General features: G+C 70.9%; 23 protein-coding genes and 1 pseudogene. 15 read left to right on the forward strand and 9 right to left on the reverse strand.

From position 1 onward, the window contains the following. Nucleotides 1-22: 22 nt before the first annotated feature. Genes ACWKZU_RS16360 through ACWKZU_RS16370 form a run of 3 tightly spaced genes read right to left on the reverse strand, consistent with a single transcriptional unit; the run spans nt 23 to nt 3,674 of the window. Nucleotides 23-1,114, reverse strand: coding sequence for an ABC transporter permease (locus ACWKZU_RS16360; protein WP_449283397.1), 1,092 nt, complete (start codon nt 1,112-1,114; stop codon nt 23-25). Next, complete coding sequence (locus ACWKZU_RS16365) at nt 1,111-2,142, reverse strand: ABC transporter permease (RefSeq protein WP_449283398.1); 1,032 nt, start codon at nt 2,140-2,142, stop codon at nt 1,111-1,113. The genes ACWKZU_RS16360 and ACWKZU_RS16365 overlap by 4 nt, the downstream gene beginning before the upstream one ends. Next, complete coding sequence (locus tag ACWKZU_RS16370) at nt 2,139-3,674, reverse strand: sugar ABC transporter ATP-binding protein (RefSeq protein WP_449283399.1); 1,536 nt, start codon at nt 3,672-3,674, stop codon at nt 2,139-2,141. The genes ACWKZU_RS16365 and ACWKZU_RS16370 overlap by 4 nt, the downstream gene beginning before the upstream one ends. Before the next feature lie 222 nt (nt 3,675-3,896). Here ACWKZU_RS16370 and ACWKZU_RS16375 point away from each other — a divergent pair, with 222 nt between their 5' ends. Next, entirely contained in the window at nt 3,897-4,904 is a 1,008-nt protein-coding gene (locus ACWKZU_RS16375) for a LacI family DNA-binding transcriptional regulator (RefSeq protein ID WP_449283400.1), read from the forward strand. 34 nt (nt 4,905-4,938) lie between these two features. Here the strand turns inward: ACWKZU_RS16375 and ACWKZU_RS16380 are convergent, their stop codons facing one another. The 3 genes from ACWKZU_RS16380 to ACWKZU_RS16390 form a co-directional block, all read right to left on the reverse strand. Continuing rightward, a complete protein-coding gene (locus ACWKZU_RS16380) occupies nt 4,939-5,862 on the reverse strand; it encodes a carbohydrate kinase family protein (RefSeq protein WP_449283401.1) in 924 nt (307 codons plus the stop codon). A 91-nt stretch (nt 5,863-5,953) separates the two neighbouring features. Beyond that, nucleotides 5,954-6,475 (reverse strand): VOC family protein, encoded by a 522-nt coding sequence (locus tag ACWKZU_RS16385; RefSeq protein WP_449283402.1) that lies wholly within the window; start codon nt 6,473-6,475, stop codon nt 5,954-5,956. After that, complete coding sequence (locus ACWKZU_RS16390) at nt 6,472-7,506, reverse strand: zinc-dependent alcohol dehydrogenase family protein (RefSeq protein WP_449283403.1); 1,035 nt, start codon at nt 7,504-7,506, stop codon at nt 6,472-6,474. The genes ACWKZU_RS16385 and ACWKZU_RS16390 overlap by 4 nt, the downstream gene beginning before the upstream one ends. A 134-nt stretch (nt 7,507-7,640) precedes the next feature. On the opposite strand from ACWKZU_RS16390, the gene ACWKZU_RS16395 reads away from it, so the two are divergent. Together ACWKZU_RS16395 and ACWKZU_RS16400 are read left to right on the forward strand one after the other, a co-directional pair. Further along, a complete protein-coding gene (locus tag ACWKZU_RS16395) occupies nt 7,641-8,264 on the forward strand; it encodes a glucose-6-phosphate isomerase family protein (protein WP_449283404.1) in 624 nt (207 codons plus the stop codon). 61 nt (nt 8,265-8,325) lie between these two features. Further along, on the forward strand, nt 8,326-9,255 hold the full coding sequence (locus ACWKZU_RS16400) for a MurR/RpiR family transcriptional regulator (protein WP_449283405.1): 930 nt from the start codon (nt 8,326-8,328) through the stop codon (nt 9,253-9,255). Nucleotides 9,256-9,356: 101 nt separating this feature from the next. Here the strand turns inward: ACWKZU_RS16400 and ACWKZU_RS16405 are convergent, their stop codons facing one another. Then, complete coding sequence (locus tag ACWKZU_RS16405; protein WP_449283406.1) at nt 9,357-10,388, reverse strand: zinc-dependent alcohol dehydrogenase; 1,032 nt, start codon at nt 10,386-10,388, stop codon at nt 9,357-9,359. Nucleotides 10,389-10,618: 230 nt separating this feature from the next. On the opposite strand from ACWKZU_RS16405, the gene ACWKZU_RS16410 reads away from it, so the two are divergent. The 9 genes from ACWKZU_RS16410 (at nt 10,619) to ACWKZU_RS16450 (ending at nt 20,441) form a co-directional block, all read left to right on the forward strand. Then, nucleotides 10,619-11,719, forward strand: a complete 1,101-nt coding sequence (locus ACWKZU_RS16410) for a sugar ABC transporter substrate-binding protein (protein WP_449283407.1) — start codon at nt 10,619-10,621, stop codon at nt 11,717-11,719. A 91-nt stretch (nt 11,720-11,810) separates the two neighbouring features. Beyond that, nucleotides 11,811-12,818, forward strand: a complete 1,008-nt coding sequence (locus tag ACWKZU_RS16415) for an ABC transporter permease (protein WP_449283408.1) — start codon at nt 11,811-11,813, stop codon at nt 12,816-12,818. Further along, entirely contained in the window at nt 12,815-14,332 is a 1,518-nt protein-coding gene (locus tag ACWKZU_RS16420) for a sugar ABC transporter ATP-binding protein (protein ID WP_449283409.1), read from the forward strand. Before ACWKZU_RS16415 ends, ACWKZU_RS16420 begins: the two co-directional genes overlap by 4 nt. Nucleotides 14,333-14,335: 3 nt before the next feature. Next, nucleotides 14,336-15,355 carry an ABC transporter permease gene (locus ACWKZU_RS16425; protein WP_449283410.1) on the forward strand — a complete coding sequence of 340 codons (1,020 nt, stop codon included), beginning with the start codon at nt 14,336-14,338 and terminating at the stop codon, nt 15,353-15,355. An 11-nt stretch (nt 15,356-15,366) separates the two neighbouring features. After that, on the forward strand, nt 15,367-16,866 hold the full coding sequence (gene xylB / locus ACWKZU_RS16430; protein WP_449283411.1) for a xylulokinase: 1,500 nt from the start codon (nt 15,367-15,369) through the stop codon (nt 16,864-16,866). Continuing rightward, nucleotides 16,863-17,825, forward strand: a complete 963-nt coding sequence (locus ACWKZU_RS16435) for an NAD(P)-dependent oxidoreductase (RefSeq protein WP_449283412.1) — start codon at nt 16,863-16,865, stop codon at nt 17,823-17,825. The genes xylB and ACWKZU_RS16435 overlap by 4 nt, the downstream gene beginning before the upstream one ends. Nucleotides 17,826-17,857: 32 nt before the next feature. Beyond that, nucleotides 17,858-18,520: a bifunctional 4-hydroxy-2-oxoglutarate aldolase/2-dehydro-3-deoxy-phosphogluconate aldolase gene (locus ACWKZU_RS16440; RefSeq protein ID WP_449283413.1), complete on the forward strand. Its 663-nt coding sequence runs from the start codon at nt 17,858-17,860 to the stop codon at nt 18,518-18,520. Next, a complete protein-coding gene (locus ACWKZU_RS16445; RefSeq protein ID WP_449283414.1) occupies nt 18,517-19,443 on the forward strand; it encodes a shikimate dehydrogenase family protein in 927 nt (308 codons plus the stop codon). The genes ACWKZU_RS16440 and ACWKZU_RS16445 overlap by 4 nt, the downstream gene beginning before the upstream one ends. Continuing rightward, nucleotides 19,440-20,441, forward strand: coding sequence for a phosphotriesterase family protein (locus tag ACWKZU_RS16450; RefSeq protein WP_449283415.1), 1,002 nt, complete (start codon nt 19,440-19,442; stop codon nt 20,439-20,441). Before ACWKZU_RS16445 ends, ACWKZU_RS16450 begins: the two co-directional genes overlap by 4 nt. Here ACWKZU_RS16450 and ACWKZU_RS16455 read toward each other — a convergent pair whose 3' ends face one another. Next, complete coding sequence (locus ACWKZU_RS16455) at nt 20,442-21,170, reverse strand: response regulator (protein ID WP_449283416.1); 729 nt, start codon at nt 21,168-21,170, stop codon at nt 20,442-20,444. It abuts the gene before it with no gap. Continuing rightward, entirely contained in the window at nt 21,167-22,447 is a 1,281-nt protein-coding gene (locus ACWKZU_RS16460) for a sensor histidine kinase (RefSeq protein WP_449283417.1), read from the reverse strand. The genes ACWKZU_RS16455 and ACWKZU_RS16460 overlap by 4 nt, the downstream gene beginning before the upstream one ends. A gap of 177 nt (nt 22,448-22,624) precedes the next feature. Here ACWKZU_RS16460 and ACWKZU_RS16465 point away from each other — a divergent pair, with 177 nt between their 5' ends. From ACWKZU_RS16465 to ACWKZU_RS16475, 3 genes and pseudogenes are all read left to right on the forward strand, one after another. Next, entirely contained in the window at nt 22,625-23,536 is a 912-nt protein-coding gene (locus ACWKZU_RS16465; protein ID WP_449283418.1) for an ABC transporter ATP-binding protein, read from the forward strand. Next, nucleotides 23,533-24,675, forward strand: a complete 1,143-nt coding sequence (locus ACWKZU_RS16470; protein WP_449283419.1) for an ABC transporter permease — start codon at nt 23,533-23,535, stop codon at nt 24,673-24,675. Before ACWKZU_RS16465 ends, ACWKZU_RS16470 begins: the two co-directional genes overlap by 4 nt. A gap of 118 nt (nt 24,676-24,793) precedes the next feature. Continuing rightward, a pseudogene (locus ACWKZU_RS16475) lies at nt 24,794-25,043 on the forward strand (MFS transporter); the annotation flags it as partial.

The raw sequence follows: 25,043 nt of genomic DNA on the forward strand, positions 1-25,043 counted from the left end.
TTTCAGTGTGGCGTCAGTGGGTTCAGCCGCCGGTGGTCCCCGAGCCGTCGGCCCGGGGGAGTTCTTTTCGGATTCTTCGTTCGTGGCGGAGCCGCCGCAGGGCTGCTCCGATGCTCGGAGTCACGACCGAGATGATGAGCAGCGCGCCCGTGACGATGACGAGCACGACCTCGGAGACGCGGCCGAGGCGCAGGGCGTAGTTGATCGTGCCGATCAGCAGCACGCTCGCGAAGACGCCGGGGATGGAGCCCCGCCCGCCGAAGATCGAGACCCCGCCGAGCAGCACGGCCGCGACCACGGTCAGTTCGAGCCCGGTGGCGTTGTCGGAGCGGGCGCTCGAGTAGCGCAGCGTCCAGTAGACGCCCGCCAGGGCGGAGACGCCGCCGCTCGCGACGTACAGCCAGAACTTCGACTTCACCACGTCGATGCCGACGAAGCGGGCCGCCTCCTTCGAGTAGCCCATGGCGTAGAGGCCGCGGCCGAACGGGGTGAAGTGGAGGACGATGCCGAAGACCGCCACCACGGCCAGCACCCCGATCATCACCGTCGGGATCCCGGTGGCGCCGAGCTTCGAGGTGATGAAGGCGTTGTACTCGGGCGGGAAGTTCGCGACCGCGTTGTCGCCGATCACGACGAGCGCGAGGCCCCGGAACAGCGCGAGCGTGCCGATGGTGACGGCGAGCGAGGGCAGTCCGACGAACGCGATGAGAATGCCGTTGAACGCGCCCGCGAGAACGCCGATCAGGATGGACAGCAGGATCGCGACGTTCATGTCGAAGCCGGCCGCCCACATCACGCCGAGCGACGCGCTCGTGAGGCCCGCGACCGAGGCGACGGAGAGGTCGATCTCGCCCGTGATGACGATGAGGGTCATCGGCATGGCGATCAGCAGCACCGGGATGACGTCGAGCAGGAGGAAGCCGACGGTCAGGGGCGAGGCGAAGCGCGGGATGAGGAGCGCGAAGAGCACGATCGTGACGAGCAGCAGGGAGATCATGACGGCATCCCGGCCGAGCAGCGTGCGCGCGAGGCCCGTTCGGCCCTTCGGCTCGCCGCGCAGCGTCTTCGACGTGCTCGCGACGGTGAGCGTCGCCGAGGTCTCGGTGTTCGTCATTTCTTCTCCTCGCTCGCCGCGCCGGTTCTGAGTCGTCGGGCGGTGCGCATCGAGGCGATCCGGTCGATCAGGATCGCGGTCAGGATGAGCACGCCGACGATGGCCTGCTGCCAGAACTTGTCCACCCGCAACGCGGTCAGCGCGCCCGTGATGGTGGTCAGCAGCAGCGCGCCGAGCCCCGCGCCGACCACTGAGCCGCTGCCGCCGAAGATGGCGACTCCGCCGACCACCGCCGCGGCGACCACGTTGAGCTCCATGCCCGTGCCGGTCGTGGCCCCGACGGAGTTGAAACGGGCCGCGTAGAGCACTCCCGCCAGGCCGGCGAGCATGCCGTTGGCCAGGAAGGCGAAGAAGACCCTGCGCCCGATCTTGATGCCGAACAGGCGCGCCGCGTCGGGATCCGATCCGATCGCGTAGAGGTCCCGCCCCGCCCGCGCCCCCGCCAGATACACGGCGAGCACCACCACGACGACGATGGCGATGAGCGTGATGATGGGGAACCCGAGCAGCGTGTCGACGGCGAGTCCGCCGAACTCCTGCGGGCGATCGTCGGCGAAGTACTGCGTACCGCCGGCCCACCAGTTGTTGACGCCGCGGAAGATGTACAGGGTGCCGAGCGTGATGACGAGCGCGGGCACGCCCGCCAACGTGACGAGGAGGCCGTTCACGGCTCCGAGCACCGCGCCGAACACGATCCCGATCGCGAACACCGCCCAGATCGGGATGCCGTCGACGTTCGCGAAGAGCGATCCGGTGCCGAAGGCGACGAGGCCGAGGATCGATCCCACCGAGAGGTCGATGTTGCGGGTGATGATGACCAGGGTCTGACCGGCGGCCAGGATGATCATGATCGTGGCGTTGAGGAGCAGATCCTTCGTGCCCTGCGGCGAGAGGAACAGCGGGTTGGCCGCGTAGGTGAGGCCGACGAGCGCGATCAGCGCGATCGAGACCGGCAGCTCCCTGGCGCGGAGCAGCGCCGCGAGCCGTGATCGCCGCGCCGGCGCGGTCGGGGCGGTGACGGTGCTCATGCGGCGATCTCCTGCGTCGTTCCTGCGAGTGAGTGGGTGGCGGCGTGCATCACGCTCTCGGGGGTCGCCTCCGGGCGATCGAGGGTGGCGGTCACCCGGCCCTCGCACATCACCACCACCCGGTCGGCCATTCCGAGCACCTCGGGCAGTTCGCTCGAGATCATCAGGATCCCGATTCCCTGCCCTGCGAGGTCCGAGAGCAGACGGTGCACCTCCGACTTGGTGCCGACGTCGATGCCGCGCGTGGGCTCGTCGACGATCAGCAGCCGCGGTTCGGTGGCGAGCCACTTCGCGAGCACGACTTTCTGCTGGTTGCCGCCTGAGAGCGTGGACACGGCGTAGTCCATCGAGCCGGTCTTCACCTGGAGGCGCTGGGACCACTCGGAGGCGACCCGGCGCTCGCGGGCGCCGCTGATGAGCCCGAATCGAGCGAGCGCCTTCCGGAGCGCGAGGGTGGCGTTGCGCGCCACGGAGAGCTCCATCACGAGGCCCTGCTTGCGCCGGTCCTCCGGAACGAAGCCGATGCCCGCGTCGATGGCCTGCTGCACGCTGTTCTTCGGCAGCGCCCGGCCCCGCATCTCGACCGAGCCGGAGTCGTAGCCGTCGACCCCGAAGACCGCTCGCGCCACCTCCGAGCGCCCGGCGCCCACGAGGCCCGCGAGGCCGACGATCTCCCCGGCGCGCACCTCGAAGCCGATGTCCTGGAACACGCCGGCGCTGGTGAGCCCGCGCACGCGGAGCACGGGGTCGCCGATCGCGGCCTCGGTCTTGGGGAAGAGCTGATCCACGTCGCGGCCGACCATCTGCTTCACGATGTCCTCCACCGTGGCGTCGGCGGTGAGCACGGTGGAGATGTAGCGTCCGTCGCGCATGACGGTGATGCGGTCGCTGAGATCGAAGACCTCGTCGAAGCGATGCGAGATGAACATGATCGCCGCGCCGCGCTCGCGCAGAGCCCGGGCCACGGTGAAGAGCCGCTCGACCTCGACGCCGCTCAACGCCGCGGTCGGCTCGTCCATGATGAGCACCCGCGCGTCCATCGAGATGGCCTTCGCGATCTCGATGATCTGCTGATCGGCGATGGAGAGGCCCTCGGCTGCGCGATCCGGATCGATCGGCACCCCGAGCCGGGCGAAGAGCTCCGACGCCTGCTCCCGCATGATCGAGCGGCTGATGAGGCCGGAGCGCCCCTTCGGCTGCCGGCCGATGAAGATGTTCTCGGCGACGGTGAGGTCGGGGAACAGGGTGGGCTCCTGGTAGATCACGGAGATGCCGGCCGCCTTGCTGTCGGCGACCGAGCGGAACGACTGCGGCTCGCCGTCGATCCGGAAGTCGCCGGCATCGGCGTGGTACAGGCCCGCGAGGATCTTCACGAGCGTGGACTTGCCGGCCCCGTTCTCGCCGACGAGCGCGTGGATCTCTCCGGCGCGGAGTTCGATGGTGCCGTCGGCGAGCGCCACGACCGGTCCGAACGTCTTCACTGCTCCGTGGAGGGAGAGCGTGGGGCTCCCCTCGGCGGGTGATCTCTTCATTGAACTCACGGCTTCCTGTCGCGGGGTGTGTCGAGCATGTTCCCGCAACGTTAATGAATCGTTTCAATACGCATTGAATCACACGTGTTTCGGGATCGTCAAGGCGAGGATCCGAATTGTCCGCGGTTGTTATTGAAGCGTTTCAAAACAGGGCGGGCGCGAGTAGACTGACGGCATTGTTCCGATCACGACTCCGTCTTCGCGGGGCAGGAGGGAGGCGCGATGGCGACCAGCATCCGCGACGTCGCCCGCGCCGCCGGCGTCTCGGTCGGCACCGTATCGAACGTGCTGAACCGCCCCGAGATCGTCGCTCCGGCCACGGTGTCGCGGGTCGTCGAGGCGATCGAGAGCCTCGGCTTCGTGCGCAACGACGCCGCCAGGCAGTTGCGCGCCGGCCGCAGCCGCAGCCTGGGGCTCGTGGTGCTCGACACCCGCAACCCCTTCTTCATGGACGTCGCGCACGGGGCTCAGAGCCGCGCGCTGGACGACGGCTACACCGTGCTCATGGGCGGCAGCGACGACTCCCGGGAGCGCGAGCAGAGCCTGCTCGACATGTTCGAGGAGCACCGCGTCGCCGGCGTGCTCATCTCGCCGGTGCGCACGGAGCTCACCCAGCTGCGCAAGCTGCGCGATGCCGGGATCCCGGTGGTGCTCGTGGACCGCGGCACCAGCGACCGCACCTTCTCCTCCGTCGCCGTCGACGACGTCGAGGGCGGGCGCATCGCCGCCCGGCACCTCGTCGAGGCGGGGCGCCGGCGTATCGCGTTCGTGGGCGGGCCGGAGGGGCTGGAGCAGATCGACGACCGCCTCGCTGGGGCGCGATCCGTCGTGGACCAGCACGAGGGCGTCTCGATCGAGATGTTCCCGACCGAGGCGCTGAGCGTGCTTGAGGGGCGGCGCATCGGCGCGCAGCTGACTGAGATGGCGCCCGAGCGGCGCCCCGACGCGGTCTTCGCCGCGAACGACCTGCTCGCCATGGGGGTGCTGCAGGCGCTCGTGATGACGGGTTCGCTGCGGGTGCCGGACGACGTGGCGCTCATCGGCTACGACGACATCGACTTCGCGAGCGCCGCGGTGGTGCCCATCAGCTCGGTGCGGCAGCCCGCGGTCGAGATCGGCGCCACGGCCGTCGATCTGCTGCTGAAGGAGGCGCAGGCGGGGGCGGCCGCCGACCGCGAGCAGGTCGTGTTCCAGCCCCGGCTGGTGGTGCGGGCGTCCACCGCCGGGTGAGGCGCGGATCCGAGCGGAGCCGCACCCCGCCGACTCAGCGCTCGCGCGGGGGGAGCCGCGAGGGCACGGCAGCCACCTGCTCCGGGGTCGGCGGAGCCGCGCCGGACACCGAGACCGCGAACGCGGCCGCGCGGGCGGCGGAGTCCAGCAGCTCGAGGAACTCCGCCGGGGTGGGGTCGGCGTGGGCGGCGACCAGCCCCGCGATGACGCTCGCCATGAAGGAATCCCCCGCGCTGATCGTATCGGCCACCGTCACGCGGTACGCGGCGAGCTCGAAGGTGCGCTCCCGATGCCGTGCGTACACGCCATCGGAGCCGCGGGTCAGGATGCAGGAGCCCGGTCCGAGGGAGCAGATGCGCTCCACCGCCGCCTCCGGCCCGAGCGACGGGTAGAGCCACGCCGCGTCCTCGTCGCTCAGCTTGACGAGGTCGGCGAGCGCGGCGGCCTCCTCGAACCGGCGGAGTGCGAGCGGGTGCTCGGGCAGCAGCGAGGGCCGGATATTCGGGTCGATGGTGATGGTGCTGCGACCGCTCTGGCGCCGCAGGATCGCGGCGAGCGCGGTCGCGCCCGGCTCGAGGAACAGCCCGATCGAGCCCGCGTGGACGATCCGGGGCGGCGCGATGTCGACGTCGGGCACCCGCCAGTGGATGTCGAAGCTGTACTCCGCGCTGCCGCGCGCATCGATCGAGGCCCGCGCCGTGGACGTCCGGGGCACCGGAGCCGATGCCGGGTGCAGGCCGACGCGCTCGTCGGCCAGGGCATCGGCGATGCGCCTGCCCCGGTCGTCGTCCCCGAGGCACGTGAGCAGCGAGACCGGCACGCCGAGGCGGGCCAGCCCGATCGCGGTGTTCGCGGGGCCGCCGCCCACGAACTCCTGCGCCGAGCCCGGGCGCTCGACGATGTCGATGAGCGCCTCGCCGATCACGAGTACGGCTGGTGCGCGGTGGTCGGTGCTCACGATCCGCCTTTCCGGGAGGGAGACCGCTCCGGTCGCCTGCGGCGGTGCGTCGGAGCGTGCGGGTGGGTCCGGGCGCGGGGTCGGCGCCCGATCAGCGGCCGGCCCAGAGGTCCGGCTTGCCGTCCGCATCGGGCGGCAGCGGATCGCCCGAATCGTCGACGATGGGCTGCGGATCCTCGCTCACGTACTCCAGGCGCACGTTGTGCAGATCGCCCTTGTCGGTGAACCAGAGGATGGATCGCCCCTCCTGATCGATCGACTCGCCGTTGACGGTGAAGCCGAGCGCGCGCAACTCGGACATGCGGCCCTCCATGTCGGGGGTGTTCATGTATCCGAGGTGGTGGAAGCCCTCGCCCTCGGCCGCGGCGTGCGTGCCCCGCCCGTGGAACTCCATGAGCTCGATGTGCGGGGCGCCCTCGAGGCTGAACGAGATGCGGGCATCGTGCCAGTGCGGCTCGGGGTTGCTCGAGTCGGCGTACCGTTCGGTGCGGTAGCGCGCGATCGGGCTGAACGTGTAGCCGGTCGCGAGCGACCACCGCTCGATCGCGGCCTCGAGGTCGTTCACCAGGAATCCGATGTGGTGGATCAGCTGGGGTGCGGGGCGAGCGGTCACGGTCGTGCCTTCCGGTTCGGTTCGAAAGCGGTCTTGATCTGCGCGGAGTCGTGCAGGTTGTCGAGGGCGCGGGCGAAGTCGTCGAAGCCCACGACATCGGTGATGATGCCCTCGGTGCGGATGGCGCCGGATCGCAGGGCGGCCATCGACCGGCGCATGGTGAACGCCTGCGCGAACGAGCCCCTGATGGTGAGCTCGCGACTGAAGATCTCGTAGGGGCGCACCGCAGCGGCTGCGTCCTCCGCGGCCAGTCCGTACACGAGCAGGGTGCCGCCGGTGGCGGTGAGGCGGACGCCGAGTTCGAACACCGAGATCGCGCCGGTGGCCTCGACGACGGCGTCGAACCCGCGCGGTGCGAGCTCGCGGAGGGCGGCCTCGGCGGCGCCGGAGTCGTGGCGGTCCATCAGCACGGTCTCGTCGATGCCGAATGCCGCGGCGAGGTCGAGCTTGTGCCGGGTGGGGGCCGCGACCGTGACGCGCGCGGCTCCCGAGGCCTTGAGCAGCTGGGCGAGGATGAGGCCCGTCGGGCCTGCGCCGAAGACGAGCACGTCGGATCCGGGCGCGAGATCGAGTACGTCGGCGCCGTGCATGGCGCAGGCGGTGGGCTCGGCCAGCCCGGCCGTCTCGAGCGGCAGATCGGCGGCGTCGAAGGTCTTCGCGGCGCGCACGGCGACGTATTCGGCGAAGCCGCCGGACGCATTGCAGCCGAGCGAGACGAAGTTCTCGCAGAAGAGGGCGCGACCGGTGAGGCACGGCACGCACTCCCCGCAGTGGATCGTGTTGTCGACGGTCACGACGCTGCCGATGGCGGGCTCGGTCACGCCGGGGCCGTGCTCGACCACGCGGCCGAGGATCTCGTGCCCCGGGATCAGCGGGAGCTTCGCGATGAACCCGCCGTGCAGCAGGTGCTCGTCGGTGCCGCAGACACCCGTGCGGATGACCTCGAGCAGCACCTCGCCGGCCTGCGGTTCGGGGCGGGGCACCTCCTCGACGGCCCAGTGGGATCCCTCACGGAACACGATCGCCTTCACGATGGCTTCCTTCCTCTGCCCTTCGCGCGGCAGGAGCGCGTCATTGCGAATCTTCTTTGTAGCGATACTACGGTATTCGGGGGTATTTTGCTTGTCCATCGTGAAAATGGGCACCAGTTAGGTAGTATTGCTACATGACTTCTGCAATCGAGAACACCGAAGCCCGAGCCGTGGACGTGCCGGCGCTGCTGTCCATCTTCACCGACGGCGTCATCGAGGGGCGGTCGGGGACCTATCGGGTGGACTTCGAGCGGCTGGAGGGCGTGTACCGGGACCGCGAGGCCTACCGCTCGCTGCTCGCCGAGCGGGGCGCCGGCTTCGAGGTCTACTCGGTGCAGTCGCACTCGTACGGGGACAAGCCGGGGGCGCTGACGATCGGCACCAGCCGCCTCGAGCCGGGCAGGGTCGGCGATGAGTACGCCCTCACGCGCGGTCATCTGCACGGCAGGACCGATCGCGCGGAGCTCTACTACTGCCTGAGCGGGCGGGGAGTGATGCTCATGGACACGGTCGACGGGCAGACCTCCGCCGTCGAGCTGGCTCCCGGGCAGGCCGCGCACGTACCCGGCGAGTGGGTGCACCGCAGCGTCAACGTCGGGGACGAGCCCTTCGTCACGCTGTTCTGCTACAACTCCGACGCCGGCCAGGACTACGGTATTATCGAGCGCGCAGGCGGCATGCGCCGACTCGTCGTAGACGACGGCGACGGCGGCTGGATGGTCATCGACAACCCCGACCATCGCGGGTACGGCGCTTGAGGCGGGCCCGCTCCTCTCGGCAGCACGGTGACGGAGCGAACGGAACGAGGAGGCTGCCGGGATGCTGTCGAACGGGAATGAGAAGCAGCGCGACGATGCGGGTGCCCCGGTAGTGGCGGAGCCGGGCAGCCCCGGTGCCGAGGGCCGCGGATCGATCCTCGAGCGCATCTCGGCGATCCTCGATCGGATCAGTCGCTCGGAGCGGAGGGTGGCGGAGGCGATCCTGGCGGAGCCGCAGGTCTTCACTGGCTACACGATGGCTCGCGCCGCCGAGGTGGCGGGGGTGAGCGAACCGACGGTGATGCGGCTCGCCCGCTCCCTCGGCTGCGACGGCTTCCAGTCGCTCAAGATGGAGTTGACGCAGGCGCTCGCGCTCGGCATGCCCGTGACGTTCTCGTCCATCACCGACGCCGACTCCGTGGACGGCATCGCCCGCAAGGTCTTCGACCACACGATCACCAGCCTGGACAAGGCGCGCAACGAACTCGACATCGACGCGCTGGAGCGCGCCGTCGACATCCTCGAAGTCGCGCCGTGCATCATCTTCATCGGCTTCGGCGCCTCGAACGTCATCGCGACCGATGCCGCGCAGAAGTTCTCGGTCTTCGGCAGGCCGCTCCTGGCCCCGACCGATCCGCATCAGATCTTCATGGCGATCTCGACGCTCTCCGCCCCCAGCGCGGTCGTGGCCATCTCGAACGGGGGCCGCACCGGGGATGTGATCCGTCTCGCCCGGGCCGCGAGGCAGCGGGGCCTGCCCACGATCGTGATGACGGGGAACCCCGATGCCCCGCTGCTCGAGTACGCGGATATCGGCCTCGTCGTGCCGACTTTCGAGAACACGGACCTCTACACCCCCGCTGCGAGTCGCATCGCGGGTCTCACCGTCGTCGACATCCTCGCCGCCGCGATCGCGGTGCGCCGGGGGGAGGAGCACCGCGAGCAGTTCCGGGCGATGAAGACGGCGCTGCTGAAGTATCGCACGGAGTGAGCACCGGCATCCCGGCGCGGATGCGGCATCCCGGCCGGGCGAGTCGCGACGCGAACGGCCTCTGCTCCCCGGCGAGGGAGCAGAGGCCGTCGCCGTCCGGTCTAGGCGGTGATGGCGACCTTGATCTCCGTGCCCGTGCTGGCGAGATCGAAGGCCGCGCTCGACTCCGTGTAGGGGAAGGAGCTCGACACCATGACGCCGGGATCGACCGCACCCGAGCGGATGATCTCCTCGGCCTTGCGGTAGTCCTCGGTGACGTAGGTCGCGGCGCCCTGCAGCCTGAGCTGGCGATCCTGCACGGTGGGGAGATCGACGGTGACGGGTCGCGAGGGGACGCCGACGACGACGACGGTGCCTCCCTTGGTCGCGATCCTGATCGAGGCGTCGACCGTCGGCTGTATCGCGACGCAGTCGAAGACCACGTCGGCCGTCTCGCCCAGGTGCTCGAGCGCGAGTCCGACGAAGTCCTCGGCTCCGGCGTCGATCGCCGCGTCGGCCCCCTGCGACAGGGCGACCTCGCGCTTCGCCGCCAGCAGGTCGCTCACGACGATCCGGCGCGCTCCCGCGTAGCGGGCGGCGGCGAGCATCAGCAGGCCGATCGTGCCGCAGCCGTGGATCAGCACGGTCCTGCCCGTGAGATCGCCGGCGAGACGGGCGGCGTGCACCGGGGTGGCGAGCGGCTCGATGAGCAGCGCCTGCTCATCGGTGAAGTCGTCGGGAACCGCGCGCAGGCGATCCGCCGGGATGGTGAAGCTCTCGGCCAGGCCCCCCTCGCGATAGCCGCAGCCGAAGAACTGGAGATTCTCGCAGACGTTCTCGTTGCCGGCGCGACAGACCTTGCACCGCCCGCAGGGGAGCGTCGGCTCGGGAGTGACGCGGTCGCCCACGGCGACGCCCTCGACTCCGGATCCGATCTCCTCGACGATGCCGACGACCTCGTGGCCGGGGTAGTAGGGGATCTTCATCTGGGGGTGCTTGCCGTGGTACGCGTGGGTGTCGGACCCGCAGACACCCGCGATGCGCATGGAGACGCGGGCCTCGCCCGGCGCGAGTTCGCCCGCGGGCTCCGTCAGGATCTCCAGCCGGCCCTCGGCCACTACTCTGACCCGCCACCGCTCACCGGTGTTCGCCATCTTCACTGCTCCTTTGCTCGGTCGTACCGGGTGTTCGGTCGTGCTGTGCGCGGCCGACACCTCCAGTCTATATGTAGCAATACTACTTTAAAACCCGGATTTATGTTTCCGAATGGTAACGGCATTTGCAAAATTCGAAGAATTGCGTAGTATTGCTACGAGCACGGCGGATGCGAAAGTCGCGAGTGTTCCGTGCCCGAAGCACAACGAAGTGAGGAGTACCGAGCAACATGACTCGTAACACAACACGGCGCGCACTCGTCGGTCTGGGATTGGCTGCGGCAGTCGGCATGACGTCCCTGGTGGGGTGCTCGTCGGCCTCCGATGACGCGGGATCCGGCGCCTCCGGCGCGAGCTCCGAGGACGTCGCCGTCTACCAGGGCGTTCGCAGCCTGTCGAACGCGTACCACGCCAACTGGGTCGAGGGCGGCGATCTCTTCGGCGAGTGGGCCGGCGTCGAGGTGAACACCATCACCGACGAGGCGGATTCGCAGCGTCAGCTCTCGCAGATCCAGGCGCTCGGCACCTCGGGCCAGATCTATGCGCTCAACGTCGACCCCAACACATCCTCCGACACCGAGGCGATCGTCAATGCGGTGACCGATGCGGGCGGCTTCGTCGTGACGCAGTGGAACAAGCCCGACGACCTGTTCCCGTGGGACGTGAGCGACAACTGGGTCGCCCACATCAGCTTCGACGGCCGCACCAGCGGCAAAGAGGTCTCGGAGGCGCTCTTCGAGGAGATGGGCGGAGAGGGCGGCATCATCGCCCTGCAGGGCATCCTCGACAACGTGCCCGCGAAGCAGCGCTTCGAGGGGCTGCAGAACGCGCTGAGCGAGAACCCCGGCGTCGAGCTGCTCGAGGATCAGACCGCGAACTACAGCCGCTCCGAGGGGCTCTCGGTGACGCAGACGCTGCTCGCCAAGTACGGCGACAAGATCAAGGGCGTCTGGGCGGCGAACGACGAGATGGCGCTGGGCGCCGTGGAGGCCCTCCGAGCCGCAGGGCTCGAGGGCGAGATCCCGGTCGTCGGCTTCGACGCGGTGCCCGAGGCGCTCGAGGCGATCCAGGAGGGCGATTCGGGGTACGTCGCCACCGTGTCCACCGATCCGTGGTGGCAGGGCGGCGCCGCGCTCTCGCTGGCCTACAAGGCGGCGACCGGCGAGATCGACGTGAGCGAGCTCAGCCACGAGGAGCGCGCCTTCTACGGCGGGCAGACCGTCGTCACGGCCGACAACGTGACCGACTTCCTCCAGGCGCCGCCGCTCGAGCAGCTGGTTCCCGACTTCGAGGATCCCTGGGCGCGCAGCCAGGGCCCGATCGAGCCCTAGCCATTCGCCCGCGCCCGGTGCCGGGACCGCGCTCGACACGCCGTCCCGGCACCGGGCGATCCCCGGGGCCGAGCAGTGAGAGAAGGAGACCATGACTGAAACCACCGTGCCCGCGGCGACCGCGGACGTGCGCGTGCCGTCGAGGCTGCGGAAGCGGCTCGTCGACGGCGGCCCGCTCGTCGCTCTGATCGCCCTGATCGTGGTGTTCACCGTCGCGAACCCCACGTTCCTGAGCCCGGGGAACGTCGGGATCCTGCTCTCGCAGCTCGCCATCCCGCTCGTCATCGCGACGGGACTCACCTTCGTCATCCTGCTCGGCGGCATCGATCTCTCGATCGAGGGCGTGATGGCGACCTCTTCGCTGATCTTCGTGCTCACCGCGGCCAACGACCGCAACGACCTGAGCCTGGGCGTGCTCGGCGCCCTTCTCGGCGTGGCCGCCGGATCGCTCTTCGGCCTCGCCAACGGCGTGCTCAACGTGCGCTTCGGAATCCCGTCGTTCATGGTCACGCTCGGTATGGGAGCGGTCGGGATCGGCGTCGCGACGGTGCTGTTCGGGGGTCGCTCGCCGCGACTGCTCGACCCCGGCCTCAAGGCCATCGGCACCGGCAACACCCTCGGCATCGCCAACATCTTCCTCGTGGCGCTCGTCGTGCTGATCCTCGGCTATCTGGTGCAGCGCTTCACCCGCCTCGGTCGCTACGGCTACGTCATCGGCGGCGACGAGGCCGTCGCCAGGCTCTCGGGAGTGCACGTCGCGCGCTACAAGATCGGGGCGTTCGTCGTGGGCGGCACCACGTCGGGCATCGCCGGCGTGCTCGTCGCGACTCAACTCGGCGTCGGCTCGCCCGTCATCGGCGAGGGGTTCCTCTTCACCTCCATCACGGCCGTCGTGCTCGGCGGGACGCTGCTCACCGGCGGTCGCGGCGGCGTGCTGCGCAGCCTCGTGGGTGTGGCGATCATCATCGCGCTGAGCAACGGCCTCATCCTGATGGGCGTCAACTCCTACGTGCAGATCGCCGTTCAGGGCATCGTCATCATCGCCGCGGTCGTCGCGACCGGCTGGCGGCTCCGCACTCGAGTAAGGGTGATCAAATGACCGCCGCACTGGAAGTCCGCAACCTCACGAAACGCTTCCGAGGGGTGGTGGCGCTCGACGGCGTGAGCTTCGAGGTGCGACCGCACGAGGTCGTCGGCCTCATCGGCGAGAACGGTGCGGGGAAGTCGACCCTGCTGAAGGTGCTCTCCGGCATCTACCAGCCCGACGAGGGCGAGATCTACCGCAACGGCGAGCGCGTCACCTTCCGCACGCCCAAGGATTCGGCTCGCACCGGCATCGGCATGGTGCATCAGGAGCAGTCGCTCATCTCAAACGTCACCGTCGGCGAGAACATCCTGCTCGGCGCCGAGGGCGACGCGGTGCGCCTCGGCTTCTACAACTGGCCGCGGCTCAACGCCAACGCCCAGCGCCAGCTCGACAAGATCGCCTCGCCGATCCCGCCCACCTCGATCGTCGAGTCGCTGAGCTTCGCCGAACGCCAGATGGTCGAGCTCGCGAAGGCGCTCTACGTCGAGGAGGGGGCGCGGCTCGAACCCGTCATCGTGCTGGACGAGCCCACCAGCGTGCTCGAGGGGGCGGAGCTCGAGACGCTGTTCGAGCAGATCGATCGCCTGCGCAGGATCGCGTCCGTGATCTTCGTGTCGCATCGACTCGACGAGGTGCTGCGCGTCTCCGACCGGGTCTACGTGCTCAAGGACGGGCGCTCGGTCGGCGAGATGAGCGCGGCCGACGCGGATGTGGAGACGCTGCACCGCCTGATGGTCGGCCGAGAGAGCTCGGCCCAGTTCTACCGCGAGGACGAGCAGCTGCCCGTCGAGGGCAATCCCGTCGTGCTGAGCGTGGAGGGACTCTCGAAGCGCGGAGCCTTCGAGAACGTGTCGTTCGAGGTGCGCGAGGGCGAAGTGCTCGGGATCGCGGGTGTGCTCGGCTCCGGGCGCGAAGAGCTCAGCCGGGTCCTGTTCGGAGCCGAGCCGTTCAGCGCGGGCGCCGTGCGGCTGCACGGGAAGGCGGTGCGCTTCGCCTCGCCCGTCGACGCGGTCGCGGCGGGGCTGGGCTACATCCCGGCCGAGCGCCGGATCGAGGGCATCGCCGACGGGATGAGCGTGGAGGAGAACATCTTCCTGGTCGATCCCGACACGGTCGCCTGGGGACCGTTCCGCAAGATCCGAGCCGCGCGGGAATCCGCGCGCGAGTGGATCCGTCGCCTGCGGGTGCGCACGCCCGACGAACGCGCGAACATCGGCAACCTCAGCGGGGGCAACCAGCAGAAGGTGGTGCTGGCCAAGTGGCTCAACTCGCCCAGGCTGAGACTGCTGATCCTCGACCACCCCACGCGCGGCCTCGATGTGGGCGCGAAAGAAGACGTCTACACCTTCGTGCGCGAGCAGTGCGCGAAGGGCATGGCGGTGGTGATGCTGGCCGACTCGCTCGAGGAGACCATCGCGCTGAGCCACACGATCCTGGTGATGCGCGACGGCGAGGTCGAGAACCGCTTCGACGCCCGTCCCGGCGACAAGCCGCGGCCCGTAGACCTCGTAGAGAAGATGGTGTGACGCATGAGTAACACACGTGATGATCAGGCCTTGACGCCGACGAGCATGTCGACGGCCCAGCTGAAGACGAGCATCGACCGGATCGACTGGCGCGCGCGCATCGTCTCGCTCGTGCCCTTGGCCGTCCTGGTGCTGCTGGTCCTCGTCGTGACGCTGCGGCAGCCCAACTTCCTCGGCGTCGGCAGCATGCGCGGCCTGCTGCTCAGCCTGGCCCCGATCCTGCTGCTCGCGCTGGGCCAGATGTTCGTGATCCTGACCGGCGGCATCGACCTCTCGTTCGCCACCACCGCCTCGTTCGGCACCGTGCTGCTGGCCCTGTGGCTGCCGGGGATGGGCGCCGGGGGCATCCTGCTCATGCTGCTCGTGATGGCCGCGATCGGCTTCGTCAACGGGGTGATCGTGGCGAAGGCGCAGGTGCCGTCGTTCATCGTGACCCTGGGCTCGCTCGGCCTCTACTCGGGCCTCGGGCTGTGGATCTCGGGAGCCTCGACGATCCGGATCAGCGAGGGGTACGAACCGCTCGCGGCGCTCAAGGACCTGCGCCTCGCGCAGATGCCGGCCGTCGGCGTCTTCGCGATCCTCGCCGCGGTGCTGGTCTTCCTCGGAATGCACACCCTCAAGCGGGGCCGGACGCTGCACGCGATGGGGCTGGCCGAGCCGGCCGTGCTGATGTCGGGCATCTCGACCGTGCGCCTGAGGATCCTCGCCTTCACCGCCTGCAGCCTCTTCGCCGGTCTCGCGGCCGTCGTGATGGCGACCGCCCAGCGCTCGGGCGGACCGACGCTCGCCGACAGCCTGCAGCTTCCGGCCATCGCGGCGGTCGTGATCGGCGGCACCGCGATCACGGGCGGGGTCGGCGGTGCGATCAAGACGCTCATCGGCGCGCTGATCATCGTGGTGCTGCGCGTGGGCCTCACCGCGATCGGCGTCGATCCCTCCTACGAGCAGATCGTCTACGGCGGCGTCATCGTCGCCGCGGTCGCGCTCACGCTCGATCGATCGCGCCTGCGCGCGATCAAATAGGGGGTCCGCGGATGATCATCGCTCACGATCTCGGCACCACGGGCAACAAGGCCTCGCTGCACCGGCCCGACGGCACGCTGGTGTCGGCGACCACGGTCGGCTATCCGACCCGCTACGGCACCGACGGCGTCGTCGAGCAGGACCCGGAGCAGTGGTGGGACGCGGTCGTCGAGGCGACGCGCACCCTTCTCGAGCGGAGCGGGGTGCCGGGGAGAGAGGTGCTGGCCGTCTCGGTCTCCGGGCAGATGATGGGCGGCATCTTCCTCGACGCCCGACTGCGACCGGTGCGGCCCGCCATCATCTGGGCCGATGTGCGCAGCCACGCGCAGACCGGGCGCATCTCGCGGCTCGTCGGAGCGGAGCGGGGCTACCGCATCACCGGCCATCCGCTGCACCCGAGCTACACGCTGTCGAAGGTGGCGTGGGTGCGCGAGAACGAGCCGGATGTCTGGAACCGGGTGCGCCACCTGGTCTTCGCCAAGGACTACGTCAACGCCAGGCTCACCGGCGAGATCGCGACCGACGCGTCCGACGCATCGGGAGCCAACGCCTACGACCAGGACCGTCGCGAGTGGTCGGGCGAGCTGCTCGACGCCGCGGGGGTCTCGGCCGAGATCTGGCCCCGGATCCTGCGATCGACCGACGTGCTCGGTCCGCTGCTGCCCGCGGCCGCCGAACAGCTGGGCCTGCGCCGCGGCATCGCCGTCGTGGTGGGCGGCGGCGACGGTCCGATGGCCGCGCTCGGCGCCGGAATCGTGGCGCCCGAGGACGGCGCCTACGCCTGCCTCGGCACGAGCTCGTGGGTGTCGCTCGCCTCGGAAGCGCCCCTCCTCGATCCGTCGCGCCGCACGATGACCTTCAACCACGTGGTGCCCGATCGTTTCGTGCCGACCGCCACCATGCAGACCGGTGCCGGGGCGCTCGACTGGATCACCGGCGTGCTCGCGCCCGACGAGGACGGCGGGCGCTTCGCACGTCTGGTGGGGGAGGCCGAGACGGTCGACGCCGCGGGCGACGGGCTCTTCTTCCTGCCGCACCTCATCGGCGAGCGCGCACCGCGCTGGAGTGCGCACGTGCGCGCGTCGTTCCTCGGGATCAGCCGCGGGCACGGTCGCGAGCACCTGACCCGCGCGGTGCTGGAGGGCGTCGCCTTCAACCTGCGCATCTGCATCGACGCGTTCCGCGCGGCCGGCGCCGCGGTGGATCGTGTGGACGCGGTCGGCGGCGGCGCGAAGTCGGACGTCTGGTTGCAGATCCTCGCCGATGTCTGGGGTGTGCCCGTGCGGCGGCGCAACATCGTGGACGAGGCCAACAGCCTCGGGGCCGCGGTGCTGGGCGCGGTCGGCATCGGCGCGGTCGACTCGGTGGGCGCGGCGCGCAGGCTGTCGGAGGTGACCGCGGAGTTCGTGCCGGATCCCGCGCGCGCGGCCGGCTACGAGCGGGCGCTCGCGCGCTTCGACGAGGCCTACGACGCGACGATCGCGTGGTACGACCGGGGCGCCGAGCGGTGAGCGGCGACGCACGGGGCACGGTGCTCATCACGAGCCGGTCGTTCGGATCGGCGGCCGTGGACGGAGTCGCGAGGCTGCGGGAAGCGGGGTACGAACCCGTGTTCCGCGGCGCCGCGCACGATCTCGGAGAGCTGCGGGACGTCCTGCCCGACGCGATCGCCTGGATCGCGGGGACGGGCGGTATCGGTCTCGAGCACCTCGAGCTCGCGCCCCGACTCCGCGTGATCGCGCGCTACGGGGTGGGCGTCGACTCCGTCGATCTCGCAGCGGCGAGACGGCGCGGCGTCGTGGTCTGCAACACCCCGGGCGCCAATTCCGAGTCGGTCGCGGATCTCGCACTCGCGCTCACCCTGAACGGCCTGCGCGGCGTGACGGCGGGGGACGGCGCGGTGCGATCGGGCGACTGGGCGGCGATCCGCGGCCGCACGATCTCGGGGTGCCGCGTCGGCGTGGTCGGCTTCGGCCGCATCGGCCGGGGCTACGCGGATCGGGTGCGGGCGCTCGGCGCCGATGTCGTCGTGTTCGACCCGTTCCTGCCGGACGACGCGGCGCTCGGACCCGGCATCACCCGCGCAGCCGGCATCGACGAGCTGGCGCACTGCGACGTCGTCTCGCTGCACTCGCCCGGCGGCGAAACGCTCATCACGGAGGCCTGGCTGGCCGGGGCCGACGGGCTGCTGCTCGTCAACACGGCCCGTGCCGACCTGATCGACGAGGCGGCGGTCGCCGGCGCTCTGCACTCGGGCCGGCTCTCCGGATACGGGGCCGACACGCTCGCGGGCGAGAGCGCGAGCACCGATCCGAGCCCGCTCCTCGATCCCGGGCTGCAGAGCCGCGTCGTCATCACCCCGCACCTCGGGGCCCAGACCACGCACGCCATCGATCAGATGACCGAGATGAGCGTCGACAACGCGCTCGCCGTACTGCGCGGCAGCGAGCCGCCGCACGGCATCGGCTGAGATCTCCACACCGAACCTGAGAGGGACCCATCGTGCATCAGACAGCGCAGAGCACCCGCGAGCGCGTGAACGGAGTCGGCGTCGTCGCCGTGCTGCGCGCGCCGTCGGCCGACCACGCGGTGGAGGCCGCCCGAGCCGTCGTCGAGGGCGGGATCCTCGGCATCGAGGTGACCTACTCGACGCCGGGCGCCGCCGAGGCGATCCGCCGCCTGGTCGATGAGCTGGGTGATCGCGCCGTCGTCGGCGCGGGGACCGTCACCGAGCCGGAGCAGGCCGCCGAGGCGGTCGCCGCCGGGGCCGCGTTCCTCGTCAGCCCGGGCGCCACGCCCCGCGTGGCCGAGGCCATGCGCGCCACGGGCGCCGTGACGATGCTCGGGGCGCTGACCCCGAGCGAGGTCATGTCGGTGTCCGACTTCGGTGCGGACATCGTGAAGCTCTTCCCGGGCAGCCTGGGCGGGCCGAGGTACCTCGCCGGGTTGCGCGGTCCCTTCCCGGGTCTCCCCTTCATGCCCACCGGCGGCGTGAACGCCGGCAACATCGGCGACTGGGTGCGGGCCGGCGCGGTCGCGGTGGGTGTCGGCGGGGAGCTCGTCTCCGCGGCCGACTACGTCTCGGGCGACTACTCGGCCGTGCGCGAGCGGGCCCGCGAGCTCGCCGCGGCATGGGGTCGAGCGCAGGAGGGGGAAGCGGCATGACCGGCGGGCGCATGGGATTCGTGGGCGTCGACACCGCTCACTCCTCGATCAACCGGGTGTTCCCCGAGTGGGCCGATGAGCTCGGTCTGGCGAGCCGGGAGCTGGAGGGCATCGACGTGGCCCTCGACGCCTCCGATGCGGTGTATCGCGATGTGGTCGCGCGGATCCGCGAGGACGAGGGCCTCGCCGGAGCGCTCGTGACCACGCACAAGGTGCGGCTGTACCAGGCGGCGCGAGACCTGTTCGCGAGCTTCGATCCCTTCGCCGAGGCGTGCGGCGAGATATCGTCGATCTCCAAGCGGTCGACGGGTCTGCACGGTGCGGCCAAGGACCCCATCACGGTCGGCGCGGCGCTGGAGGCCTTCGTGCCGGACGACTACTTCGCGCGCACCGGCGCCGGGGTGGTGTGCCTGGGGGCGGGCGGATCGGGCACGGCGCTCAGCTGGTATCTCGCGCACCGGGCGGATCGCCCCGCGTTCGTCACGGTGACGGCCAGGCGGCGGGCCAGCCTGGATCACCTGCGCGAGGTGCACGAGCGCGGCGGGCTCGATACGGGCCTCTTCCGGTACGAGCTGCTCGACGCCGACGCCCTCGTCGCCTCGGCCGACCGCGTCGTGGCCGCGGCCGGCGAGGGTGCGCTCATCGCCAACGCGACCGGCATGGGCAAGGACCGCCCGGGCTCGCCGCTGAGCGACGACGTCGTCTATCCGCGCTCCGCCCTCGTGTGGGAGTTCAACTACCGCGGCAGTCTCGAGTTCATGCATCAGGCGCGGGCGCAGCAGGAGGAGCGCGGGCTGACGGTCGAGGACGGCTGGGTCTACTTCCTCCACGGGTGGACGCAGGTGGTCGCCGAGGTGTTCGACCTCGAACTGACCCCCGAGCTGTTCGCGAGACTCGCGGATCGGGCCGCGGCGGTGCGATGAGCGCGTTCGAGGCGGCGAGCGGCACCGACGGGGGCTTCGTGCGCACGGTGCTCGGGGACGTGGCGCCCGACGCGCTCGGCGCCGTGAACTACCACGAGCACTTCTTCCAACGGTCCCCCCTGCTCCCGGGCGACGACCTCGACGATCCCGCCCGCTCGGAGGCGGAAGCCGGGGACCTCCGCGATTCGGGGTTCGCGGCCGTGGTCGATGCCACTCCCGTCGGGCTCGGTCGCCGGCCCGAGGATCTCGCGGCGCTGGCCCGTCGCACGGGTCTGCGCGTGATCGCCACGACCGGGCGCCACCGCGACGCGCACTACGGCGATCGGCGGTGGCTGCTGGACCTCGACGCCGGCGACCTCGCCGAGGTGTTCCTCGGCGACCTCGTCGCCGGGATGCCGTGCCGCGACCCCGAGGACGGCGGCGTCGACTTCGAGACGGCGGCGCGTACGACGGTGCGCGCGGGGGTGCTGAAAGCCGGCGTCGACTACTGGCGGGTGAGCACGAGCGAGCGCGTGGTGCTCGAGGCCGTCGGCGCCGCGCATCGCCGCACGGGGGCGCCCGTCATGGTGCACACCGAGCACTGCACCGCTGTCGACGCCGTGCTCGATCTCCTGGCGCAGGAGGGGGTCGCTGCCGATCGAGTGGTGATCGCGCACGCCGATCGCACGCCCGATCCGGGACTGCACGCCGCGATCGCCGCCCGCGGCGCCTACCTCGGCTACGACGGGGCGGGGCGCCACAAGGACTGGCCCGATTCGGTGCTCATCGATTCGCTCTCCGGAGTCGTGCGCGCCGGGTACGGCGACCGCGTGCTGCTCGGGGCGGATGTGGCGCGGGCGAGCCGATACCGGGCCTACGGCGGGATTCCCGGCCTGTCGTACCTCGGCCGGGTGTTCGTACCGCGGTTGCGGGCGCGCATCGGGGACGAGGCGATGGATCGTGTGCTCGTGCGCAATCCGGCCGAGTGGTTGACGTGGTCGACCGCGGTCTCGGCGTAGTCACTCCGCGCCGCGCGTGTGCGCCCAGACGACGGCCTGGATGCGATCCCGCACGCCCAGCTTCTGCAGCACGTTCGACACGTGGGTCTTCACCGTCGCCTCGCCGAGGAACAGCTCGGCGGCGATCTCGGCGTTGGAGCGGCCCTCGGCGAGGAGCGCGAGCACCTCGCGCTCGCGCTCGGTGAGACCGGCCCGCTCCATCGCCTGCGCGGCCCGCGGGCTCCGGGTGTCTCGCGGCGCGCGCGGCTCCGAGGGCGCGGGGGAGGCGGGCGCCGCGACGCGCGCGATGACGGCGCGCGTGACGTCGGGCCCCAGCAGGGCGTCCCCGGCGGCGAGCGACCGCACCGCGTCGATCAGCTGCTCGGCCCGCGCGGTCTTGAGCAGGAAGCCGCTCACCCCCGCCGCGAGCGCGTCGAAGAGGTAGGCCTCGTGGCCGAAGGTGGTGAGGATCAGGATCGACGGCGCGCGATCGGCCCCGCCTCCGGCCCGCCGCGAATCGGCGGGCGGGGGCGAGGACGCCAGGATCCGCCGGGACGCCTCGATGCCGTCCATCTGCGGCATCTCGACGTCCATGCAGATCACGTCGGGCCGCGTGCGCGCCGCGAGCTCCACGGCCTCGGCCCCGGTCGCGGCCTCGCCCACCACCTCGATGTCGGGCTCCGACTCCAGGATGATGCGGAAGCCGGATCGCACCAGCTCCTGATCATCGACGAGCGCGACCCGGATCACGCGGGCACCGCCTCTCGCCGGTCGAGCGGCACGCGGGCGCGCACCAGGAATCCGCCGCGCTCCCGGCGCCCGGCGCTCACCTCTCCGCCGACCGCGCCGACGCGCTCGCGCATGCCGCGCAGCCCGAGCCGGCTGCCGGTCGCGTCGCTGCGATCCAGCGTCTGCCGCACCCCGTCGTCGCTCACCTCGATCTCGACCGCGTCGGCCTCGAACCGCAGCCGCACCTCGGCCGAGGCGCCGCGGCCGGCGTGCTTGCGCACGTTCGTGAGCGCCTCCTGCACCACCCGGTAGAGGGCGACGTCGATGAGCAGGGGCAGCGGCCGGGGATCGCCGGCGACGATGAGGGTCGCCGGGACCCCGGCGTGCTGGGATTCCGCGACGAGGGCCGGGAGCTGGGCGATGCCGACGGTGCTCGCGCCGCCGTCGGCCTCGGGCGTGCGCAGCGTGTGCACGAGCCGCCGCAGCTCCTCCACGGCGGTGCGCGCGCTCTCCTCGACCACCTCGAGCGCGGCCTCCGCCCGCTCGGGATCCGCGGCGAGGCTGCGCCGCGCCGCCGCCGCCTGGATGCCCATCACCGACACGTGGTGCGCCACCACGTCGTGCAGCTCGCGCGCGATCTCGATCCGATCGAGCGCCACGGCCTGCGCCGCCCCCGTCTGCCGCTCCAGCTCCAGCTCGCGGCCCTGCGCCTCGAGCAGGGCCTGAGTGCGCGCGGCGCGCCAGGAGCGCTCGCCGAAGTAGTACGCGCCGCTGAAGTAGAGCAGGTTCGTGACGATCTGGATCACCGCGAAGGTCGCGTAGGCCGAGAAGATGCCCGAGCGGGAGAAGCCGGGGAAGGCGTCCTCCTCCGACGAGGCGACGATGAGCGAGAGCACCAGCCACACGATCATGCCGACGCCGATCCCGAACCGGCTCCAGAAGGCGAGCACGCGGTGCCGCTCCCAGGCGCCCACGGTGTAGAGCGCGATGAACAGGCAGATGTTGATGATCAGCACCTCGGGCACGCCGAACTCGCCGCAGACGAAGAAGCCGGCCGAGACGAGCAGTGCGACCGGCACCGGGAAGCGGCGGCGCAGCGCGAGCGGCAGGGTGCAGAGCCCGAGGCCGAGCACCCAGACCCACGGCTCCGCGGGCTCCTCGAAGAGCCCGGCGCGGGCGTAGAGCAGCGAGGTGAGCGTCGCCGCGAAGGCGAGCACCACGGCGAGGCCGAGGTCCCCGCGCAGTCCCGAGCCCCCGGGAGCCGGTCTGCTCCACCCGGTGCCCATGATCTCCGCCATGCAGACCAGCGTAGGGCGTGCCGAGCGGCCGCGCCTCCGTCGCGCGGGGGAGCCCCCGGTCCCTCTCTCCGCCCCGGACCTCCTGCGCGACGTGCGCCCGGCCCGGCGGGAATCCGCCGCGCGGGGGAGGTGCGGCCGTCGCGCGGCGGGCAGTCTGGAGGGGATGAAAGGAGCGAGATGATCGACATCGCAGGGGTCTCCCGCAGCTTCGGGGACCGCAGAGTGCTCGACGACGTCGGCTTCCGCGTCGAGGGCGGTCGCATGACCGGCTTCGTGGGGGGCAACGGGGCGGGCAAGACCACGACCATGCGCATCATCCTGGGGGTGCTCGCGGCCGACGCCGGCACGGTGAGCCTCGACGGGCGCCCGCTCACGGCGGCCGACCGCTCCCGCTTCGGCTACATGCCCGAGGAGCGCGGGCTCTATCCCAAGATGAAGGTGCTCGAGCAGCTGGTCTACCTCGGCCGTCTGCACGGCATGAGCGCAGCGGCGGCCAAGACCTCCGCGACCGGTCTCGTGGAGCGGCTCGGCCTCGCCGAGCGCGCGAACGACACCCTCGAGAGCCTCTCGCTCGGCAACCAGCAGCGCGCGCAGATCGCGGCGGCCCTCGTGCACGAGCCGACGGCCCTCGTGCTCGACGAGCCGTTCTCGGGCCTCGATCCCATGGCCGTCGAGGTGGTGCTCGGCGTGCTGCGCGACTACGCGGCGCAGGGCGCGCCCGTGCTCTTCTCCTCGCACCAGCTCGACATCGTCGAGCGCCTCTGCGACGACGTCGTGGTGATCGGCGGCGGCCGGATCCTCGCCTCGGGATCGCGCGAGAGCCTGCGCGCGGACCACGCCGGCAGCGCGTTCGAGATCGAGCTCGCGGGCCCCGCGGGCGACGCGGGCTGGGTGCGCGATCAGCCCGGTGTCGAGGTGACCCACCTCGACGGCGGCTTCGCGCGCTTCGACGCCTCCGAGGAGGCCGCCCAGGCGGTGCTCGCCCGTGCGGTGAGCGCCTCGCAGACCCCCGGATCCGGAACCGCCGTGCGCCGGTTCGGCCCGGTCACCCCCACGCTGGCCCAGATCTTCAAGGAGGTCGTGCGATGAGCACCCGGACTCTCACCGATCCCGTCACCGATCCCCGCGCCCGCACCGGTGCGCAGCCCATGAGCGGGCCGCAGGGAGCCTGGCTCGTCGCCGAGCGCGAGATCACCACCAAACTGCGCAGCAAGGCGTTCGTCATCTCGAGCATCGTGCTGCTGCTGCTCGTGCTCGCCGGGGTGCTGTTCAGCGGATTCCTGGCGCAGACGGGCGGCTTCGGCGGGCCGACGAAGGTCGCCACGGTGGGCCAGACCACGCCCGGACTCGCGAATCTCGGCTTCGAGGTGACCGATGCGCCGGATCGCGCCGCGGCCGAGCAGCTCGTGCTCGACGGCGAGGTCGACGCCGCCGTGCTGCCCGGCGGGGACACCCCGGTCGACCTCACCGTGCTCGCGAAGGACAGCCCGCCGAGCGACGTGATGCAGGCGCTCTCGGCGGTGCCGACCGTCGAGCTGCTCGCGCCCACCACGGACAATCCCGCGCTCGCCTACATCATCGCGGTCGCCTTCGGCGTGCTGTACATGATGAGCGCGATCACCTTCGGCACGACGATCGCCCAGAGCGTCGTCGAGGAGAAGCAGACCCGCATCGTCGAGATCCTGCTGGCCACCGTCTCGGCCCGCACGATGCTCGCGGGCAAGATCCTGGGCAACAGCATCCTCGCCCTCGCGCAGGTGGTGGCGATCGTGGCGATCGCCTCGGTGGGCATGCTCGCCACGGGACAGGACCTGCTGCTCGGCGAGCTCGGCACCTCGCTCATCTGGTTCGGCGTGCTCTTCGCCTTCGGCTTCGTGCTGCTGGCCACGATGTACGCGGCGCTGGCCACCCTGGTGTCGCGGCAGGAGGACGTGGCCTCGGCGGTGAGCCCGGTGATGTGGCTGGTGATGCTGCCCTACTTCGCCATCATCTTCCTCAACGACAACCCGCAGGCGCTCGCGATCATGAGCTACATCCCGTTCTCGGCACCCATCGGCATGCCGATGCGGCTGTATCTCGGCACGGCCGAGTGGTGGGAGCCGTTCCTGTCGCTCGGGGTGCTCGCGATCTCGATCGCGGTGGTGCTCTGGATCGGCGCCCGCATCTACAGCAACTCGATCCTGCGCACGGGATCCCGCGTCAAGCTGGCGGAGGCGATCAAGGGGTAGCGCTCGCGCGCGGGACGGCCGGACCCCCGCTCATCGCGTGCGGCGCCCCGGGCGCCGCCCGCCCGCGCACCCGCCGGGAACGGCGACACCTGTCGGCGGTCGGGAGTAGGCTGACCGGATGAGCAACGACCAGGCCGCTGCGGCGCCGCACCCCCGCATCCGCCCGTGGGCGGCGCTGTGGTCGATGGTGCTCGGCTTCTTCATGATCCTCGTCGACACCACGATCGTGTCGGTCGCGAACCCGTCGATCATGCAGGGGCTCGAGACCACCATGGTGGCGACCCTCTGGGCGACGAGCGCGTACCTGCTCGCCTACGCCGTCCCCCTGCTCATCACGGGCCGGCTGGGGGATCGCTTCGGCCCGCGGC

The organism is Leucobacter sp., assembly GCF_053528595.1.

Coding starts and splice junctions, on each gene's coding strand:
- ACWKZU_RS16425 (WP_449283410.1), top strand. CDS start 14,336: ATGAGTAACACACGTGATGATCAGGCCTTGACGCCGACGAGCATGTCG.
- ACWKZU_RS16365 (WP_449283398.1), bottom strand. CDS start 2,142: ATGAGCACCGTCACCGCCCCGACCGCGCCGGCGCGGCGATCACGGCTC.
- xylB (WP_449283411.1), top strand. CDS start 15,367: ATGATCATCGCTCACGATCTCGGCACCACGGGCAACAAGGCCTCGCTG.
- ACWKZU_RS16375 (WP_449283400.1), top strand. CDS start 3,897: ATGGCGACCAGCATCCGCGACGTCGCCCGCGCCGCCGGCGTCTCGGTC.
- ACWKZU_RS16415 (WP_449283408.1), top strand. CDS start 11,811: ATGACTGAAACCACCGTGCCCGCGGCGACCGCGGACGTGCGCGTGCCG.
- ACWKZU_RS16400 (WP_449283405.1), top strand. CDS start 8,326: ATGCTGTCGAACGGGAATGAGAAGCAGCGCGACGATGCGGGTGCCCCG.
- ACWKZU_RS16460 (WP_449283417.1), bottom strand. CDS start 22,447: ATGGCGGAGATCATGGGCACCGGGTGGAGCAGACCGGCTCCCGGGGGC.
- ACWKZU_RS16395 (WP_449283404.1), top strand. CDS start 7,641: ATGACTTCTGCAATCGAGAACACCGAAGCCCGAGCCGTGGACGTGCCG.
- ACWKZU_RS16445 (WP_449283414.1), top strand. CDS start 18,517: ATGACCGGCGGGCGCATGGGATTCGTGGGCGTCGACACCGCTCACTCC.
- ACWKZU_RS16360 (WP_449283397.1), bottom strand. CDS start 1,114: ATGACGAACACCGAGACCTCGGCGACGCTCACCGTCGCGAGCACGTCG.
- ACWKZU_RS16370 (WP_449283399.1), bottom strand. CDS start 3,674: ATGAAGAGATCACCCGCCGAGGGGAGCCCCACGCTCTCCCTCCACGGA.
- ACWKZU_RS16470 (WP_449283419.1), top strand. CDS start 23,533: ATGAGCACCCGGACTCTCACCGATCCCGTCACCGATCCCCGCGCCCGC.
- ACWKZU_RS16420 (WP_449283409.1), top strand. CDS start 12,815: ATGACCGCCGCACTGGAAGTCCGCAACCTCACGAAACGCTTCCGAGGG.
- ACWKZU_RS16410 (WP_449283407.1), top strand. CDS start 10,619: ATGACTCGTAACACAACACGGCGCGCACTCGTCGGTCTGGGATTGGCT.
- ACWKZU_RS16465 (WP_449283418.1), top strand. CDS start 22,625: ATGATCGACATCGCAGGGGTCTCCCGCAGCTTCGGGGACCGCAGAGTG.
- ACWKZU_RS16405 (WP_449283406.1), bottom strand. CDS start 10,388: ATGGCGAACACCGGTGAGCGGTGGCGGGTCAGAGTAGTGGCCGAGGGC.
- ACWKZU_RS16450 (WP_449283415.1), top strand. CDS start 19,440: ATGAGCGCGTTCGAGGCGGCGAGCGGCACCGACGGGGGCTTCGTGCGC.